Origin of the sequence: Clostridium sp. AM49-4BH, assembly GCF_003478335.1 — a bacterium.
In the GTDB taxonomy this organism is placed as follows: Bacteria; Bacillota; Clostridia; order Lachnospirales; family Lachnospiraceae; genus Butyribacter.
Genome location: NZ_QUFB01000002.1, coordinates 58551 through 74760 on the forward strand (window position 1 = coordinate 58551; position 16210 = coordinate 74760).

The following is a 16210-nucleotide window of genomic DNA, read 5'->3' on the forward strand; positions in this document are numbered from 1 at the left end:
GATAGAGTCTCCTTTCTATAGACACTTTTTTTGGCGGAGGACAGGGCGAATACCGAAGGCCTCTTCAAAAAATGGTGATTTCTGTATAAACATACCATGTTCCAATGTGATGTCATACAATGTCTGACCGGTGATGGTAAGATCATATCCGCGTTTGCGGACCGTAAAATTGGTGAATTTCTGTTGATGGCTTCGATCCATAGCATCGGCAAGACAGAGTATTGCATTTAGTTTTGCAATCTTGATATATTCTTCACGGCTGAATTCATTTTTGATCTCGCTGTATTCCGGAAAGTCGCCGGTTGTATATCGGATCACATAAGCAACGATCATACGTTCCTGATGGGATAATCCGATGATCTCTGTGGAAGTAACAATTTTGTAGGAGTTTTCACCGATGTCATTTAAGTTGAGAAAACTGCCACAATTGTGAAGTATCGCTGCTATCTGAAGAAGTAAACGATCCTTCTTGGTCAGGTGATTGGCTTTGCGCAGAGCATCAAACAGCTTTAAGGCAGCAATCTCTACCTGATGAATGTGTTCTGTATCGCAGCAAAAGCGTTCTGCCAGTTTGCGTGATACGGAGATGATATCATCCGAGAAAGGATGAGCCGGAACAATATGTTCTTTGCATTCGGCAAAATCAGCTGCCATGCCATCGCAGATCGTTATGCCGGACAACCACATAAACTCGGCATCTGTCTCTTCAAAAATATTGTGATAGATCATGGCAGTCGGCAAAAGCAGCTCTGCCTTGTCTTCAGAAATTGACAGTTCGCGGGCAAGATCATCCGGTGCCTGCGTGGAAATGGCATGATACAGTTCTTCGTATTCCTGACGGTTGACGGAATCTTTTTTGTTACCCTTTGAATCGACCGGCTGCAAATTGCCAAAATGGTGCGTGACCAGATATTTTACAAACGTTTGCAGTTGGTTGCCGACAGCAATAATGTTTCGGACATTACAATCTTGCAAATACAGTTTAGAAAACGTATGCAGACTGTTAGAAATATATTCATGAACCAGATTCTGATAATTGATCACATCGCCCTGCATTGTTTGTAAAAACTCTTGGATCCGCAGAGAACCTAACAAAATATTATGGGTCGTGATCAGGTTGTTTTTGTCGAATAATGATAATTGGATACTGCCACCGCCGACATCGACCAAAAGCGTACCCTTTTGGATCAGCTTGTGGAATGAGTTGGGCTGCAATGCGATGGCTTTATAGCATAGATAGCGCTGTTCGGAGTTGCTGAGGATCTTGATCTGAAAGCCTGTGCGCTGTTTCACCTGATCTAATACGATCAGATTATTATCGGCTTCCCGGAGAGCACTGGTTGCAATGATCATATAATCTTTGATGCGGTACTCCATCATCTTTTCCTTAAAGCCGAGTAAAATATTACAGAGCTTATCAATCGTGTGATAGCTGATATGTCTTGTGGAAAATGTTTCATATCCAAGACGCGCTGTGTGATGCAGATATTCCAATTCATGTACACCGTGTTTTTTGGAAATCTCGTAAATACGCATTGCGGTTTCATGACTACCGACATCAATTGCCGCAAAAACAGTTATTGCCATGAGAATATACCTCCTGTTCATGTAATGATAATAGTTTAAATCATTTTGTATAAAAAAACCATATATAACTGTCGAATTATACTTTTTTTACAAATAATTTACACAAATTTCCCATGCCTTATAACTGATCGCATTTCGTTTTTACAGTGATTTCCAGATTTTGTTGTCTCTGATGAATGATTTACCTGCCCTTCGGAGAACTCGAAGTCACGTAAAAACGTTGCGTTCTGCGTCTATTATTTTGTTGGAATAAATCGATTCGCTTTTGTTTTCGTCTGCCGGGATGGATATTCGGTGACATTCTTGACCATCTGATAGACATGCTGGATCTCTTCGGAATTTAACTTTTGCAATAGTGGAATAAAATAGGCGAAGGATTGATACGTATTATCATCAGTATAGAAAAAGGTAAAGGGATCGACGTGAAGATAATCGCAGATGTTAAAGAAGCCTTCCAATGCCGGATAATTTTTACCGGATTCAATGGAATTAATGTAGTTTTTGTTTAATCCAAGATCCAAGCTCATTTGGCGTGCGCTGATTCCGGCCGCTTCGCGAAGTTTTGCAAGACGCAGTCCAAAACTGTGTTTGTTCCACTTTAAAGAAAATAATGTTGTATCACAAATATCACTTGTAGCTTTATAAATATTCATACGTGCCCCTTCCTATTAGATAAAATATTTGATATCATCATAACAGGTTTTATTTTGGAAAACGCCATGTAGAAACTGGCGTTTAGGGATATATGCCATAATGAAAGTGGCATCAAAAAGGAGCAATTGAGGAATATAGGCCGTATTGGAAACAGAACATTGATTTTGAAAAGCACATATGGTAGAATTGTAATGTTGTGTAAAGCACCGGTTGCTTATTAGGAGAATAGGACATAGAAGAGACAGCATAAGGCAGCGGTAGAGTTGAAAGAGTGAAGAGTCAGAATGGAGGAGTAACGTGAAATATTTTGGAACCGATGGATTTCGTGGAGAAGCAAATGTTAATTTAAATGTAATGCATGCATATAAAGTAGGTCGTTTTTTAGGATGGTATTATGGAAAAGAGCACAAGGCGCGTGTGGTGATCGGTAAAGATACCAGACGTTCCAGTTATATGTTTGAAGATGCTCTTTGTGCAGGTCTTACAGCGAGTGGTGCGGATGTGTATCTTCTGCATGTAACGCCAACCCCAAGTGTGTCTTATGTTGTGCGAACAGAAAAGTTTGACTGCGGTATTATGATATCTGCCAGCCATAATCCGTATTATGATAACGGATTAAAGGTGATCAATGGTAAGGGACATAAGATGGAGGCTGAGGTTGAAGAAAAGATTGAGACATATATTGACAGCGAAGTAGATGACATTCCTATGGCAACCAGAGAAAATATCGGATGCACGATCGATTATGCGATCGGAAGACATCGTTACATCGGTTATTTAATGTCTTTGGCAACTCGTTCTTTTAAGAATATAAAAGTTGGATTAGATTGTGCTAACGGTTCTTCTTATTCCGTGGCAAAAGGTGTTTTTGATGCATTGGGAGCGCAGACATTTGCGATCGGCATGAATCCGGATGGAACAAACATCAATGATAACTGTGGATCGACGCATATTGATAATCTGCAGAAGTTTGTGGTCGAGAACAATCTTGATGTTGGATTTGCGTATGATGGAGATGCAGACCGTTGCCTTGCGGTAGATGACAAGGGTCAGGTGATCGATGGAGATGCGATCTTATATCTGTGTGGCTGTTACCTGAAGGATAAGGGAGAATTAAATAACAATACGGTTGTTACGACGATCATGTCTAATATGGGACTTTACAAGGCGTTTGACAAAGTTGGTATTTCCTATGAAAAGACATCCGTTGGCGATAAATATGTCAATGCCAATATGATGCAGTTTGGTCATTCTCTGGGCGGTGAGCAGTCCGGACATATTATATTTAGTAAATATGCGGTTACCGGAGACGGTGTGCTTACTTCTTTGATGCTGATGGAAGTTATGTTGGAAAAGAAAGAAAAATTATCCGAATTGCGAAAGGGACTTGTGATCTATCCGCAGGTATTGAAAAATATTCGCGTTAATGACAAGCCGGCAGCAAGAGCTGATGAAGATGTGATCGAAGCCGTGAAAAAAGTCGAGCAGGCGCTAGGCGAGAATGGTCGTATTTTGCTGCGCGAGAGCGGCACTGAACCGGTTATCCGTGTTATGGTGGAAGCAGAGACACAGGAGCTTTGTGAGCGGTATGTTGATGATGTGATCGCAGTACTGAAAGCCAAAGGACATGAGGCAAAATAATTAATTTTGAAAAAGCCTTGATTTTCGGAGAAAGTTCATGCTATAGTATAGCAATGTGATATTTTTATAAGGAGGAATTTACAAGAATGAGTGTACAGGTAGAAAAGTTGGAGAAGAGCATGGCTAAGCTGACAATTACAGTTGAGGCTGCAAAGTTTGATGCAGCAGTTGATTCAGCTTATCAGAAAAATAAAGGTAAGATTGCTCTGCCGGGATTCCGTAAAGGAAAGGCTCCAAGAGCAATGATCGAGAAAATGTACGGCACGGGAGTATTTTATGAGGATGCAGCCAATGAGTTGATCCCGGAAGCATATGAGACAGCAGCTAAGGAAAGTGAGCTTGAGATCGTTGCACAGCCTGAAATTGAAGTAACACAGATGGAAAAGGGAACGGATTTCATCTTTACAGCTACCGTAGCAATAAAGCCGGAAGTTACTTTGGGTGACTACAAGGGCATTGAGGTAGAGAAGAAAGAGGCAGAAGTAAGTGAGGAAGAGATCACAGCAGAGATCGATAAGGCAAGAGAAGCTAACTCCAGACTGATCACGATCGAGGATCGTGCTACAGAGGACGGAGATACTGTTATCATCGACTTTGATGGTTATGTAGATGGCAAGCAGTTTGAAGGCGGTTATGCAGAGGATTATACGTTAGTTCTTGGATCACATTCTTTCATTGATAATTTCGAGGATCAGTTGGTTGGCAAGAATCTCGGTGAGGATGTTGAAGTAAACGTAACATTCCCAGAAGAGTATCATGTAGACGAGCTTAAGGGTAAGCCTGCATTGTTCAAGGTAAAGATCAAAGAAATCCAGAAGAAAGAGCTTCCTGAACTGGATGATGATTTTGCACAGGATGTATCTGATTTTGATACATTGGATGAGTACAAGGCTGACGTTGAGAAGAAAATCTTAGAGAACAAAGAGAATCAGATCAAACGTGAGCAGGAAGATCAGATCATTGAGAAGATCATTGAGAATGCACAGATGGAGATTCCACAGCAGATGATCGCTGCACAGACACGTCAGATGACACAGGAGTTCGCACAGCGTCTTCAGTCTCAGGGATTGTCTTTGGAGCAGTACATGCAGTTTACAGGTCTTACTCCACAGAAGATGATGGAAGATTTAGAGCCACAGGCTTTGAAGCGTATCCAGAGTCGTTTGGTATTAGAGGCAGTTGTTGCTGCAGAGAACATCGAGGCTTCTGATGAAGAGATCGATAAAGAGTTAGAGAATATGGCTTCTATGTATCAGATGGAGATCGACAAGTTAAAAGAGTTAATCGGCGATGATGAGAAGAAACAGATCGGAATGGATCTGGCAGTGCAGAAAGCAGTGGAATTTGTTGTAAAGGAAGCTGTTGAGAAATAATACAAACAGAAGTTAACGCCATCCGCATCAGGAAGCTGTTTCAGCTGCCTGATGGGCTGGCGTTTTTGTTAAGTCTAAGAGAGTATGTCCTGCAGCTTAGTATTTGCAGGTACATGGAAAGGCATGGTGAGCACAATGAGTTATAGTATTCCTTATGTTATTGAAAAAACGAGTGGCGGAGAGCGTTCGTATGATATTTATTCCAGATTGTTGCAGGACCGCATTATTATTTTATCCAACGAGGTAAATGATGATATTGCGAGTTTGGTAGTATCTCAGCTGTTGTTTTTGGAATCTCAGGATCCAAACAAAGATATCAGCCTTTATATCAACAGTCCGGGAGGATCTGTTAGTGCAGGATTTGCCATCTATGATACAATGAATTATGTAAAATGTGATGTTTCTACAATTTGTATGGGCCTTGCGGCAAGCATGGGTGCATTTTTGTTAGCAGGAGGAGCTAAAGGAAAACGACTTGCCCTTCCAAATGCGGAGATTATGATCCATCAGCCATCCGGCGGCGCCAAAGGTCAGGAAACAGAGATCCGTATCGTCGCAGAACAGATCTTAAAGACAAGAAGTCGTTTGAATGAAATTTTGGCAGAAAATACCGGTAAGCCATTAGAAGTTATCCAGGCTGATACAGAGCGTGATAACTATATGACGGCTGCAGAAGCAAAAGAGTATGGTTTGATCGATGAGATTGTGACTAACCGTAAATAACAGACTGTATTCACTGTTACGATCGTGAAATAGAGATCTGTATAAAGTTATTGTAAGAGTGGGGGAATATCAGGCAGGGAGGTAGTCATGTCAGGAAAAAAAGATGATAAATTAAAATGTTCTTTTTGTGGAAAGACACAGGATCAGGTGACGCGTCTGATCGCAGGACCGGGTGTGTATATTTGTGACCAGTGTGTAGAACTTTGCTCGGAGATCATGGAAGATGAGATGACACAGAAGGCAGAGCAGGTCGACAATGATACTGAGATCAATTTGCTTAAGCCAAAAGAGATCAAGGATTTTTTGGATGAGTATGTAGTTGGACAGGATGACGCAAAGAGAGCTCTTTCAGTAGCAGTTTATAACCATTATAAACGTGTGTTGTCTGCAAAAGATATGGATGTTGAGATTCAAAAGAGTAATATTATCATGGTGGGACCTACAGGTTCCGGTAAGACTTTTTTGGCACAGACATTAGCAAAGATATTAAACGTTCCGTTTGCCATTGCAGATGCAACTGCACTGACGGAGGCAGGATATGTCGGAGAAGATGTTGAAAACATTCTGTTAAAGATCATACAGGCAGCAGATTATGATATGGATCGTGCGGAGCATGGTATTATTTATATTGATGAGATTGACAAGATCACCCGTAAGGGCGAGAATGTTTCGATCACTCGTGATGTTTCCGGTGAAGGTGTACAGCAGGCACTGCTCAAGATTTTAGAGGGAACGGTAGCCAGTGTACCACCGCAGGGCGGAAGAAAACATCCTCATCAGGAGTTCTTCCAGTTAGACACATCCAATATTCTATTTATTTGTGGTGGAGCGTTCGATGGTTTGGAGAAGATCATAGAGGGACGTATCGGTCAGAAATCCATTGGATTTAATGCTGAGATCGCAGATAAGCGTGATGAGACAATTGGAGATCTGTTCCGACAGGTATTGCCGGAAGATTTTGTGAAGTTTGGTTTGATCCCTGAGATCATTGGTCGTCTTCCGGTTACGGTAGCATTAGATCTTCTGGATGAGAAAGCACTGGAAAAGATTTTGGTAGAGCCTAAAAATGCGATCACAAAACAGTATCAAAAACTGTTTGAACTGGATGGCGTGAAATTGTCGTTTGAACCGGAAGCGATCCAGGCTGTTGCAAAACAGTCGTCAGAACGCAAGACCGGCGCAAGAGGACTGCGTGCAATCATGGAAAATGTAATGCAGAATGTGATGTATGAGGTTCCATCCGTGGATGACATTAAAGAATGTGTTATTACAGAGCAGTCAGTTTTAGGTGAGGAAGAACCAAAGTTGATCACAAAAGAGGACGAAGTTAAGCAGTTGACAGTGGATAAAGATGCAACTGCATAAACAAACTTTGTGCTTTTTACGAATGTTGCAGGGGTAACGTAAGATGCGTTGCCCCTTTTGTGGATAAGATACAAGGAGAGAATGGAATGAATAATCAAAAAATTCCAATGATCATCCTGTCAGAGTGTGTTGTATTTCCGGGAAGTTCTGTGTATTTGAATTTGTATGACAGTCGATCCGAAAATGCGGTATCACAAGCTATTGGACCGGGCGGAAAACTGGTTGGAGTCACAAGGATGCCGGCAGAAACGGCAGACGATGATCATTCAAAATTATATTCGGTGGGAACGTTATTGGAAGTCAAACAGATGAATACGCCGAGAAAAGGACATCCACAGGCTGTTGTGCGTGGCGTTTGCCGTGTTATGATTGAAGAAGTCCATCGGGAATCGGATTGTTATTATTGTGAATATAGTGAATTTCAAGAAATAGAGTCAGAGGAAGATTCCCAGACGATCCTTGCGATGGGCAGCATTCTCAATGCCCTGCAAAGAAAATATGCGGAATTTAGAGAAGATGTTCCTGCTACAGTATGGGATGCTATCGCTGATGAGAAGGACCGCGGGGCTTATGTCGATCAACTTAGTGGATTGTTAGAAAGTGATTATACACAAAAACAAAAGCTTTTGGAGGAGCCATCCATTGACGAACGCGAAAAGCGGCTTGCTGTCTACATGACGCAGGAGATCAATCTGTTTATTGAACAGGAGAAGATTCAAAAAAAGATCAGAGAAAATATAGATAAGAAGCAGATGGAGATGTATCTGCGAGAGCAGATCGATGCTATTCATGAGGAACTTGGTGATGATGACGTAGGCTCTCAGGCAGCTAAATATCTTCATAAATTAGAGAAACTAAAGGCTCCTAAGCGTGTTAAAAAGGCGATTCGTGAAGAATTATGCGTTATCAGCGTTTTGCCAAAAATCCATCGGAAAGTGAAATGATCCGTGATTATCTGGATAATCTGTTTGCGTTTCCATGGAAGAAAAAGTCTGAGGAGAGCTTAGATATTGCGTATGCAGCACAGGTGTTGGATGAGGATCATTATGGTCTTACTAAAGTAAAAGAACGTATTTTGGAATGTTTGGCGGTAAAGGCAATGAAGAAAGATGCAGTGAGTCCGATCCTTTGTCTGGTCGGTCCTCCGGGAACCGGTAAAACATCGATCGCCCGTTCAGTCGCAAGGGCATTGGGACGCAGTTATGTTCGCATTTGTCTTGGCGGTGTCAATGACGAGGCGGAGATACGTGGACACAGAAGAACGTATGTCGCATCTATGCCGGGACGGATCGTAAAGGCGTTTTGTCAGGCAAAAACCAATAATCCATTGGTTTTGCTGGACGAGATCGATAAGATCGGAAAAGATTATAAAGGGGATCCGTCCGCAGCGTTGTTAGAGGTGTTAGATCCTGAACAAAATAAGCATTTTTCGGATCATTATATGGAAATACCGATCAATTTGTCTCATGCGATGTTTTGGTGTACTGCTAATTCATTGGAGTCAATTCCGCTGCCGCTTCGTGACCGTATTGAGATCATTCAACTGTCCGGATATACGGACAATGAAAAATTTCATATCGCCAAAGAATTTTTGTGGAAAAAACAGAAAAATGCCAATGGTTTGACAAATTCACAGATTACAATAACGGATAAGGCAATTCGTATGATTATTGCTCGTTACACCAGAGAGGCAGGAGTGCGTGATCTGGAGCGCAAACTTATATTGTTGTGCCAGAAGGCAGCGAAAAGCATTGCAACAGGTGAGAAAGATAAGGTTCGTATATCAGAACGCAATCTGAAAGAGTATCTTGGCAAAGAAGTGCATACCATCCGGATGGCGAATAAGAGAGCGCAAGTCGGTATTGTTCGCGGATTGGCATGGACGGCTGTTGGTGGAGAGACGTTAGAGGTCGAAGTTGGTATTATGCCCGGAAACGGTAAGCTGCTGCTTACCGGCAAGTTAGGGGATGTCATGAAGGAATCAGCGCAGATCGCATTAACGTATGTGCGAAGCCAGACCGCAAAGCTGGTGAAAGACTCTTATTATGCAGAACATGATATTCATATTCATGTACCGGAAGGCGCCGTGCCGAAGGATGGACCATCTGCAGGTGTTACAATGGCAACGGCCTTATATTCTGCGGTGACAGGATGGAAAGTCAGAGCAGATATTGCCATGACGGGAGAAATCAGCTTACGTGGATCAGTGCTTGCTATTGGTGGCCTTAAGGAGAAAATGCTTGCGGCGAAAGCAGCCGGGATCGCTCAGGTCTTCATTCCGAAGGATAATGAGAGTGATCTTGCGGAATTTTCGGAGGACATTTTAGAAGGGATCACGGTTACTACGGTGTCCTCGGTAAAGGAAATATGGAAGCAGAGTATAGAAACTGCCTCCGGCGAAGCATAAGAACATGGAAAGGCATGGAATAATAGAATGAAAGTAACGAGTGTTAATTTAGAGACAGTTTGTGGTATTACAAGTAAATTGCCGGAAAATGACAAATTGGAAGTCGCTTTTGCCGGGCGTTCCAATGTAGGAAAGTCTTCCTTGATCAATGCACTGATGAATCGTAAATCTTATGCACGTACTTCGCAGCAGCCGGGTAAAACACAGACGATCAACTTTTATAATATTAATGAATTGTTGTATTTTGTTGATCTTCCGGGATATGGTTATGCGAAAGTGTCACAGGATACAGTCAAAAAGTGGGGGAAGATGATTGACGGATATCTGCACCAGTCAAAGGTGCTGCGTCTGGTTTTTTTGCTGGTGGATATACGGCACAAACCTAATCAAAATGATATACAGATGTATGAATGGTGTGTCAATTATGGATTTAATCCGATCATTATTGCAACTAAATCGGATAAGATCAAGCGTTCACAATTGCAAAAACAGATCAAGCAGATCAAAGATGCGCTGCAGGTAGTAGATGGAACGCCGGTTATTCCGTTTTCTGCGTTGAATAAAAGCGGACGGGATGAGATCTGGGAATACATTGATATGATGTATGAAGGATTTCAGGCAGAGCGATCACAATAGGGGAATCGATGTCTGATACCAGTGATAATTTAGGGCAGACGGATTATTTACAAGGTGAATTAAATGTAAGGAGGAAACATGGAGGCAACAAAGAAAACACAAGGGAAATGGCAGATCATGTGTCTGGTACTGCTGCTTGCAGGAATGATTTTTGGAATCAGCAGAGATGCGGCTGCTTTAGAACGTATTTTTACCGAAAATGAGCAAAGTGTTTATGTGGGAGATCAATTTGATCTGATGAATCTGGTAGAACCGGATATGAAAGCAGGAACAACATTTCACTTGACAGAACCATCAACGGAAACGGCGTCAGTGACAGAAACCGGAATCTTGACTTGTTTGAAAGAGGGAACGGTGACGGTTGAGGCGGAGCGCAAAAATGACGATGATACATCATATAAAGATACGATCGAGATTAATGTGATCGCACCGGAACAGGTCAAACTTGCTTATGGACAGAGTGTTTCTAAGCCGATGCAGGAATATTTGCTGCAGATGGGTTATACGTTGTCGGCAGATAGAAATAGTGTCACAATTAGTGAAGACGGCTCCCTGCAGGCAGTGGGGTTTCGCCCTTCCGTGATCTATGCGGACAATGGACGTGGCAGCTGTTTTGCGATAGCAGAAGTAACGATTGAGACACCGAGCTATTCACAAGAGTATGTTACACGTGCTGTTGGCAGCAAGGCAACCGCTGTCGGTGTTGACGGTTTTTCCTTTATCGGAAGTGGCAGTGAAAAGATTACTTATGCAACCGGAGATGATAAAGTAGCTGTTTGGACAACGCAGGGAATACAGGCTGTAGCTAAGGGGCAGACGACACTGAAAGCGACGCTCACTGCATATAACAAGGACACGATAACACTTACGATGCCGGTATATGTGACAACACCAACGGTATCCGGTAAGACAGTGATCTTGGCATCCGGCTGTGTGAAGAAGCCTTCGATCAGCGGAACAATCGCACAAAGTAAGATTACCTGGGATCCTGAAAAACAGGGTGCGGCATATTTTACAGAGCAAGGTGATATTTTTGCAAATTATAAGGGATCGAAAAAACTAACATTGAATATCGATGGATTGGATTTTTCTATTTTGGTTCGTGTCAGTGATCCTGCCTATGCGGATTTCAACATTATCATGTACAAAGGTATGGGAAAGACGCTGAAGCTTAAAGGACTTGTGCCAGGAAGTAAGGTTAGCTTTTCCTCTAACAATAAGAAAAAGGTAACGATTACATCCAGAGGCAAAATGAAAGCGAAGAAGATCGGTCATACAAATATTACAGTAAAGGCGGATGGACGCACGTTTAAGATCTGGGTTGAGATTTCCAGTAAACGGGGTTATCGGGCATCCAAGAAAGCGATTGCGATCTCTAAGACGAAGACGACATACAGTCAGGCACGTAGAATGTCTAAGAGATTTTACGACTGCAGTTCGTTAGTTTCTCGAGTATATCGTAAATATGATGTATATTTTGGATCGAAAAGCGGCTGGTCACCGGTTGCCGCAGATATTGGAAAATGGTGCACCAGAAATCATAAAGTTATTGCAAAAAAAGCGGTTTCTTATAAAAAACTGCTTCCGGGAGACTTGATCTTTTTCTCCGGCTGGCGTAATGGAAGATACAAGAATATCACGCATATTGAGATATATACCGGCGGCGCAAAGGATGTGTCTGCAAGCAGCCGTTACGGGAAAGTGGTTCATTATGGATATGGCAAAGGAGATTCTGTGGTGTTGGTAGCACGTCCTACAAAATAGGAAATTGTTTGTTAGAAGCAGGAAGGGCAATGCATTAGCGTTGCCCTTTTGCATGTAGTGTGCTAAGATAGAGTGGCGTAAATAATTAGCATGTAAAACAAAAATGGAGGCACAGTTATGAACATCATCGTATTGGCTGGAGGACTTAGTACAGAAAGAGACGTATCGTTTAGCACCGGAGAAGACGTGTGCAAAGCGCTGCGTGAAAGGGGACATCAGGCAGCAATGCTGGATGTTTTTTTAGGATATGAAGGAGATGTTTCAGAGGATTTTTTTGTAAGAAATGATGCGATCCGCTCGGACGATAAAAAGATCAAGTCCATTGACCCGGATCTGGATCAGATCAAGCAGATGCGCGGAGATTCCGAGGATGGTTTCTTTGGACCGAATGTTCTGGCACTTTGCCGAAAGGCAGATATTGTATATATGGCGTTGCATGGCGCAGATGGTGAAAATGGTAAAGTACAGGCAGCGTTCGATCTGCTTGGCATTCGTTACACAGGTTCCGGCTGCGTAGGCAGTGCGGTTGCCATGGATAAAGGATTGTCCAAAAAGATCTTTTTGGAGGCAGGGATCCCAACGCCGAAAGGATTTTCCGTTCGCAAAGGACAGAGTGGCGATCTGCCGGAAGATATGGCATATCCGATCGTTGTGAAACCATGTTGTGGTGGTTCCAGTGTTGGTGTAAGTATGGTACAGAGTGCTGAGGAATATGAGGCCGCGCTTCAGACTGCATTTCGCTATGAAGATGAAGTCGTTGTGGAGGAGTGTATCAAAGGAAGAGAGTTTTCTGCCGGCGTGCTTGGTGGAGAGAGTCTGCCGATCATAGAGATCATTCCGAAAGCAGGATTTTATGATTACGAAACGAAATATCAGCCGGGAATGGCAATGGACGTATGTCCTGCGGAATTATCAGAAGAAAAAACAAAAGAGATGCAGAATTTTGCAAAGAGAGTATATGATGAGTTGAAGTTAGAGGTGTATGGACGTATCGATTTTCTGATGGACGCAGACGGAAATCTGTTCTGTCTGGAAGCAAATACACTGCCGGGCATGACGCCGACTAGTCTGCTGCCACAGGAAGCTGCAGCGATTGGTATGGATTATGGAACGTTGTGTGAGAAGATTATCTCGCTGGCTATGGAGAAGAAATGAGGTTTCGTATGTTGACAATGACACCTAAAAAGATTGCGGAAATATGCGGTGGTACCTATTATGGGGATCGGGATTTGGCTACAAAGGAGATCACCGGAGTTGTGACGGATAACCGGCAGGTGACAGAAGGTGGAATGTTTGTGGCGATCAAAGGGGCAAAGGTGGATGGAAACCGTTTCGTTCCGGCTGCCTATGAAAGCGGGGCACTTTGCTGCATGTCAGAAGATAAGCCTGGTGAGCAGAAAAAGGCTTATATTCAGGTCAAAGACTGCCTGCAGGCGATCAAAGATATGGCAGCGTATTACAGGACAATATGTACCTTGCCTATAGTAGGAATTACCGGAAGTGTTGGAAAGACTACGACCAAAGAGATGTTAGCGTCTGTGCTCTCAACACACTTTAACACATTAAAGACATTAGGTAATTTTAATAACGAATTGGGAATGCCGCTTACATTACTTCGCCTGCGTGAGGAACACGAGGCGGCCATCGTGGAAATGGGAATCAGTGATTTTGGAGAAATGAGCCGCATGACAGCGATTGCCAGACCGGATATGTGTGTGATCACCAATATCGGCTGCTGTCATCTGGAACAATTGGGTGACAGAGATGGCGTATTAAAAGCCAAAACCGAGATATTTCAAGGAATGAAAGAAGGCGGCACTGTTTTTTTGAACGGCGACGACGATAAATTGATCACGGTAACGCAGGTACATGGCAAACGACCGGTATTTTTCGGCTTGAATGACAACAACGATGTGCATCCGTTGAAAATCACATCTAAGGGATTATCCGGTACGGATGTGACTGTGCAGACCTCTAGGGGAACGCTTCAGATCACCATTCCGGTACCGGGTCGTCATATGATCACCAATGCGCTTGCTGCAGTAGCGGTAGGTCAGCAGATGGGGTTGTCGGACGAGGAGATCGTTCAGGGGATTGCAGCGTTTCGTCCGGTCGATGGTCATGGCAGTGTGTTTGCAACGGAACACTTTACGATCATGGATGACTGTTATAATGCTAATCCGGTATCCATGCAGGCAGGGGTTCGTCTGTTATCTGAAGTGCCGGAACGTAAAGTCGCCATTCTTGGTGATATGTTTGAGCTTGGCGCAGAGGAAGAAAAGCTGCATTACGAAACGGGAAGATATGTGGCTGGATGCGGTCTGGATCAGATCATATGCATTGGAACGCTGGCAAAACAATATCTTGCCGGAATTACGGATGTCGATCCTTCTGCCAATGTGATCTGGTTTGCGACACTGGAGGAGGCGATGGCGAAATTGCCTGATCTGCTGAAAGAACAGGATGCCATTTTGGTAAAAGCTTCCCATGGTATGCATTTTGAAAAGATTGTTGCGTATTTTAGAGAAATGTGATAAAATTTGGATTTGAGAAAAGTAATGATCGTGTTTAGTAGTTTGCTATGATTCGATGAAGAGAGAGGATGTCCCCGGCTGTAAGCATCCTGTGCGTTCCCATAGTAAATGAATTTCTCACGGGAGCTGCAGCTTTGAAGATTTTTTGTGTAGAGGCTGACGTTTGCACGCGTTACGTGTAATGAAGAGTTTATGTGAAGTAGAGAAGATATTCTCTTTCCATAAAAAGCAGGGTGGTACCGCGGAGAGATCCGTCCCTGACGTAGGATGACTGCGACAGGGCAATGCTTATATTTTTGAGAAGAAGCAGGAAAGTTCTGGCAGCAGAGGTTTCTTGCTTGTTTTTCTTTAACGGCAGGGAATTTACTGTTTGGACTTACGACAGCGTCAGCAGTCTGGTGCGGCATAAACCGCGCAAACATTTCAACATAAGAAAGGAACTGATATGATGAAAGAAAAGTTGACCAAAATTTTAGAGGATGCACTGGGCCAGATCGACCGCACAGAGCAGTTGGAGCATTTGAATGATGTGAAAGTGGCATTCTTAGGCAAGAAGGGTGAATTAACTTCAGTGCTAAAGTCAATGAAAGACGTTGCGCCGGAGGATCGTCCAAAGGTCGGACAGCTTGTCAATGAGGCGCGCGCTAAGATCGAGACGAGATTGGAAGAAAAACGGGCCGCTTTTGAAAAAGCAATTCAGGAAGAAAAGATTAAGAGCGAGACAATTGATGTAACATTACCGGGCACAATGTTGCCAAAGGGCCATCGTCATCCGAATACGATCACTTTAAAAGAAGTAGAGGATATTTTTGTTGGTATGGGATATGAAGTAGTAGAAGGGCCTGAGGTTGAGTATGATTACTATAACTTTGAAGCACTTAATATTCCGGCAAATCACCCGGCAAAAGACGAGCAGGATACGTTTTATATTACAAAAGATATTTTACTTCGTTCCCAGACATCTTCGGTACAGGTGCATGAAATGGAAAAGGGCAAACTGCCGATCCGTATGATCGCACCGGGACGAGTATTTCGTTCGGATGAAGTAGATGCAACCCATTCACCGACTTTCCATCAGATTGAAGGTCTTGTCATTGATAAAAATATCACGTTTGCGGATCTGAAAGGAACGCTGCAGGAGTTTGCAAAGCGTTTGTTTGGTGAAGAGACCAAAGTAAAGTTCCGCCCGCATCATTTTCAGTTTACAGAGCCTAGCGCAGAGATGGATGTTACCTGTTTTAAGTGTGGCGGTAAGGGCTGTCGTTTCTGCAAGGGTTCCGGCTGGGTTGAGATCTTAGGCTGTGGTATGGTTCATCCACATGTATTGGAAATGAGCGGAATTGATCCGGAAGAGTATACCGGTTTTGCCTTCGGTGTCGGTTTGGAGCGTATCGCATTGTTCAAGTATGAGATTGACGATATGAGACTGCTTTATGAGAACGACACACGTTTCTTGAAACAGTTTTAAATAGGACATAAGATTAGGAAGATGTTCACAGGAAACAGACAACGAGAATGAAGAATGC

13 protein-coding genes and 1 other annotated feature are annotated in these 16210 nt (G+C 43.0%); of the genes, 11 read left to right on the forward strand and 2 right to left on the reverse strand.

Translation table 11 applies throughout. The annotated features are described in order from the left end of the window. Positions 1–15: 15 nt before the first annotated feature. Positions 16–1587, reverse strand: coding sequence for an HD domain-containing protein (locus DW981_RS01095; RefSeq protein WP_022026273.1), 1572 nt, complete (start codon positions 1585–1587; stop codon positions 16–18). Positions 1588–1823: 236 nt separating this feature from the next. Further along, positions 1824–2240: a helix-turn-helix transcriptional regulator gene (locus tag DW981_RS01100; RefSeq protein WP_022026274.1), complete on the reverse strand. Its 417-nt coding sequence runs from the start codon at positions 2238–2240 to the stop codon at positions 1824–1826. A gap of 298 nt (positions 2241–2538) precedes the next feature. Between DW981_RS01100 and glmM the strand changes: the two genes are divergently transcribed. The 11 genes from glmM to pheS all read left to right on the forward strand — a co-directional run bounded on the left by glmM (position 2539) and on the right by pheS (position 16152). After that, positions 2539–3882, forward strand: a complete 1344-nt coding sequence (gene glmM / locus DW981_RS01105) for a phosphoglucosamine mutase (protein ID WP_022026275.1) — start codon at positions 2539–2541, stop codon at positions 3880–3882. Between the two features lie 86 nt (positions 3883–3968). After that, positions 3969–5255, forward strand: coding sequence for a trigger factor (gene tig / locus DW981_RS01110; protein ID WP_118506472.1), 1287 nt, complete (start codon positions 3969–3971; stop codon positions 5253–5255). A 135-nt stretch (positions 5256–5390) separates the two neighbouring features. Further along, the gene (clpP, locus tag DW981_RS01115; RefSeq protein ID WP_118506512.1) at positions 5391–5978 is read left to right on the forward strand and encodes an ATP-dependent Clp endopeptidase proteolytic subunit ClpP; all 588 of its coding nucleotides are present in this window, start codon (positions 5391–5393) and stop codon (positions 5976–5978) included. Between the two features lie 87 nt (positions 5979–6065). Continuing rightward, positions 6066–7343 (forward strand): ATP-dependent Clp protease ATP-binding subunit ClpX, encoded by a 1278-nt coding sequence (gene clpX, locus DW981_RS01120; RefSeq protein ID WP_022026278.1) that lies wholly within the window; start codon positions 6066–6068, stop codon positions 7341–7343. An 86-nt stretch (positions 7344–7429) separates the two neighbouring features. Beyond that, positions 7430–8287 carry an LON peptidase substrate-binding domain-containing protein gene (locus DW981_RS01125; protein WP_118506473.1) on the forward strand — a complete coding sequence of 286 codons (858 nt, stop codon included), beginning with the start codon at positions 7430–7432 and terminating at the stop codon, positions 8285–8287. Then, positions 8242–9750 carry an endopeptidase La gene (gene lon / locus DW981_RS01130; protein ID WP_118506474.1) on the forward strand — a complete coding sequence of 503 codons (1509 nt, stop codon included), beginning with the start codon at positions 8242–8244 and terminating at the stop codon, positions 9748–9750. Before DW981_RS01125 ends, lon begins: the two co-directional genes overlap by 46 nt. A gap of 27 nt (positions 9751–9777) precedes the next feature. Continuing rightward, complete coding sequence (yihA, locus tag DW981_RS01135; protein ID WP_118506475.1) at positions 9778–10386, forward strand: ribosome biogenesis GTP-binding protein YihA/YsxC; 609 nt, start codon at positions 9778–9780, stop codon at positions 10384–10386. A gap of 78 nt (positions 10387–10464) precedes the next feature. Then, positions 10465–12150, forward strand: a complete 1686-nt coding sequence (locus tag DW981_RS01140; protein WP_118506476.1) for an NlpC/P60 family protein — start codon at positions 10465–10467, stop codon at positions 12148–12150. A 117-nt stretch (positions 12151–12267) separates the two neighbouring features. Continuing rightward, positions 12268–13305 carry a D-alanine--D-alanine ligase gene (locus DW981_RS01145; RefSeq protein WP_118506477.1) on the forward strand — a complete coding sequence of 346 codons (1038 nt, stop codon included), beginning with the start codon at positions 12268–12270 and terminating at the stop codon, positions 13303–13305. 8 nt (positions 13306–13313) lie between these two features. After that, complete coding sequence (murF, locus tag DW981_RS01150) at positions 13314–14684, forward strand: UDP-N-acetylmuramoyl-tripeptide--D-alanyl-D-alanine ligase (RefSeq protein ID WP_118506513.1); 1371 nt, start codon at positions 13314–13316, stop codon at positions 14682–14684. A gap of 15 nt (positions 14685–14699) precedes the next feature. Then, positions 14700–14946 (forward strand) — a binding site (T-box leader). 186 nt (positions 14947–15132) lie between these two features. Continuing rightward, positions 15133–16152, forward strand: coding sequence for a phenylalanine--tRNA ligase subunit alpha (gene pheS, locus DW981_RS01155; RefSeq protein WP_022026284.1), 1020 nt, complete (start codon positions 15133–15135; stop codon positions 16150–16152). The last annotated feature ends 58 nt before the right edge of the window (positions 16153–16210 follow it).

What these genes read in the sequence shown, in the direction of transcription:
- DW981_RS01140 (WP_118506476.1), top strand. Translation starts at nt 10,465, where the DNA reads ATGGAGGCAACAAAGAAAACACAAGGGAAATGGCAGATCATGTGTCTG.
- yihA (WP_118506475.1), top strand. Translation starts at nt 9,778, where the DNA reads ATGAAAGTAACGAGTGTTAATTTAGAGACAGTTTGTGGTATTACAAGT.
- pheS (WP_022026284.1), top strand. Translation starts at nt 15,133, where the DNA reads ATGAAAGAAAAGTTGACCAAAATTTTAGAGGATGCACTGGGCCAGATC.
- DW981_RS01095 (WP_022026273.1), bottom strand. Translation starts at nt 1,587, where the DNA reads ATGGCAATAACTGTTTTTGCGGCAATTGATGTCGGTAGTCATGAAACC.
- clpP (WP_118506512.1), top strand. Translation starts at nt 5,391, where the DNA reads ATGAGTTATAGTATTCCTTATGTTATTGAAAAAACGAGTGGCGGAGAG.
- tig (WP_118506472.1), top strand. Translation starts at nt 3,969, where the DNA reads ATGAGTGTACAGGTAGAAAAGTTGGAGAAGAGCATGGCTAAGCTGACA.
- murF (WP_118506513.1), top strand. Translation starts at nt 13,314, where the DNA reads ATGTTGACAATGACACCTAAAAAGATTGCGGAAATATGCGGTGGTACC.
- lon (WP_118506474.1), top strand. Translation starts at nt 8,242, where the DNA reads ATGCGTTATCAGCGTTTTGCCAAAAATCCATCGGAAAGTGAAATGATC.
- clpX (WP_022026278.1), top strand. Translation starts at nt 6,066, where the DNA reads ATGTCAGGAAAAAAAGATGATAAATTAAAATGTTCTTTTTGTGGAAAG.
- DW981_RS01145 (WP_118506477.1), top strand. Translation starts at nt 12,268, where the DNA reads ATGAACATCATCGTATTGGCTGGAGGACTTAGTACAGAAAGAGACGTA.
- DW981_RS01125 (WP_118506473.1), top strand. Translation starts at nt 7,430, where the DNA reads ATGAATAATCAAAAAATTCCAATGATCATCCTGTCAGAGTGTGTTGTA.
- DW981_RS01100 (WP_022026274.1), bottom strand. Translation starts at nt 2,240, where the DNA reads ATGAATATTTATAAAGCTACAAGTGATATTTGTGATACAACATTATTT.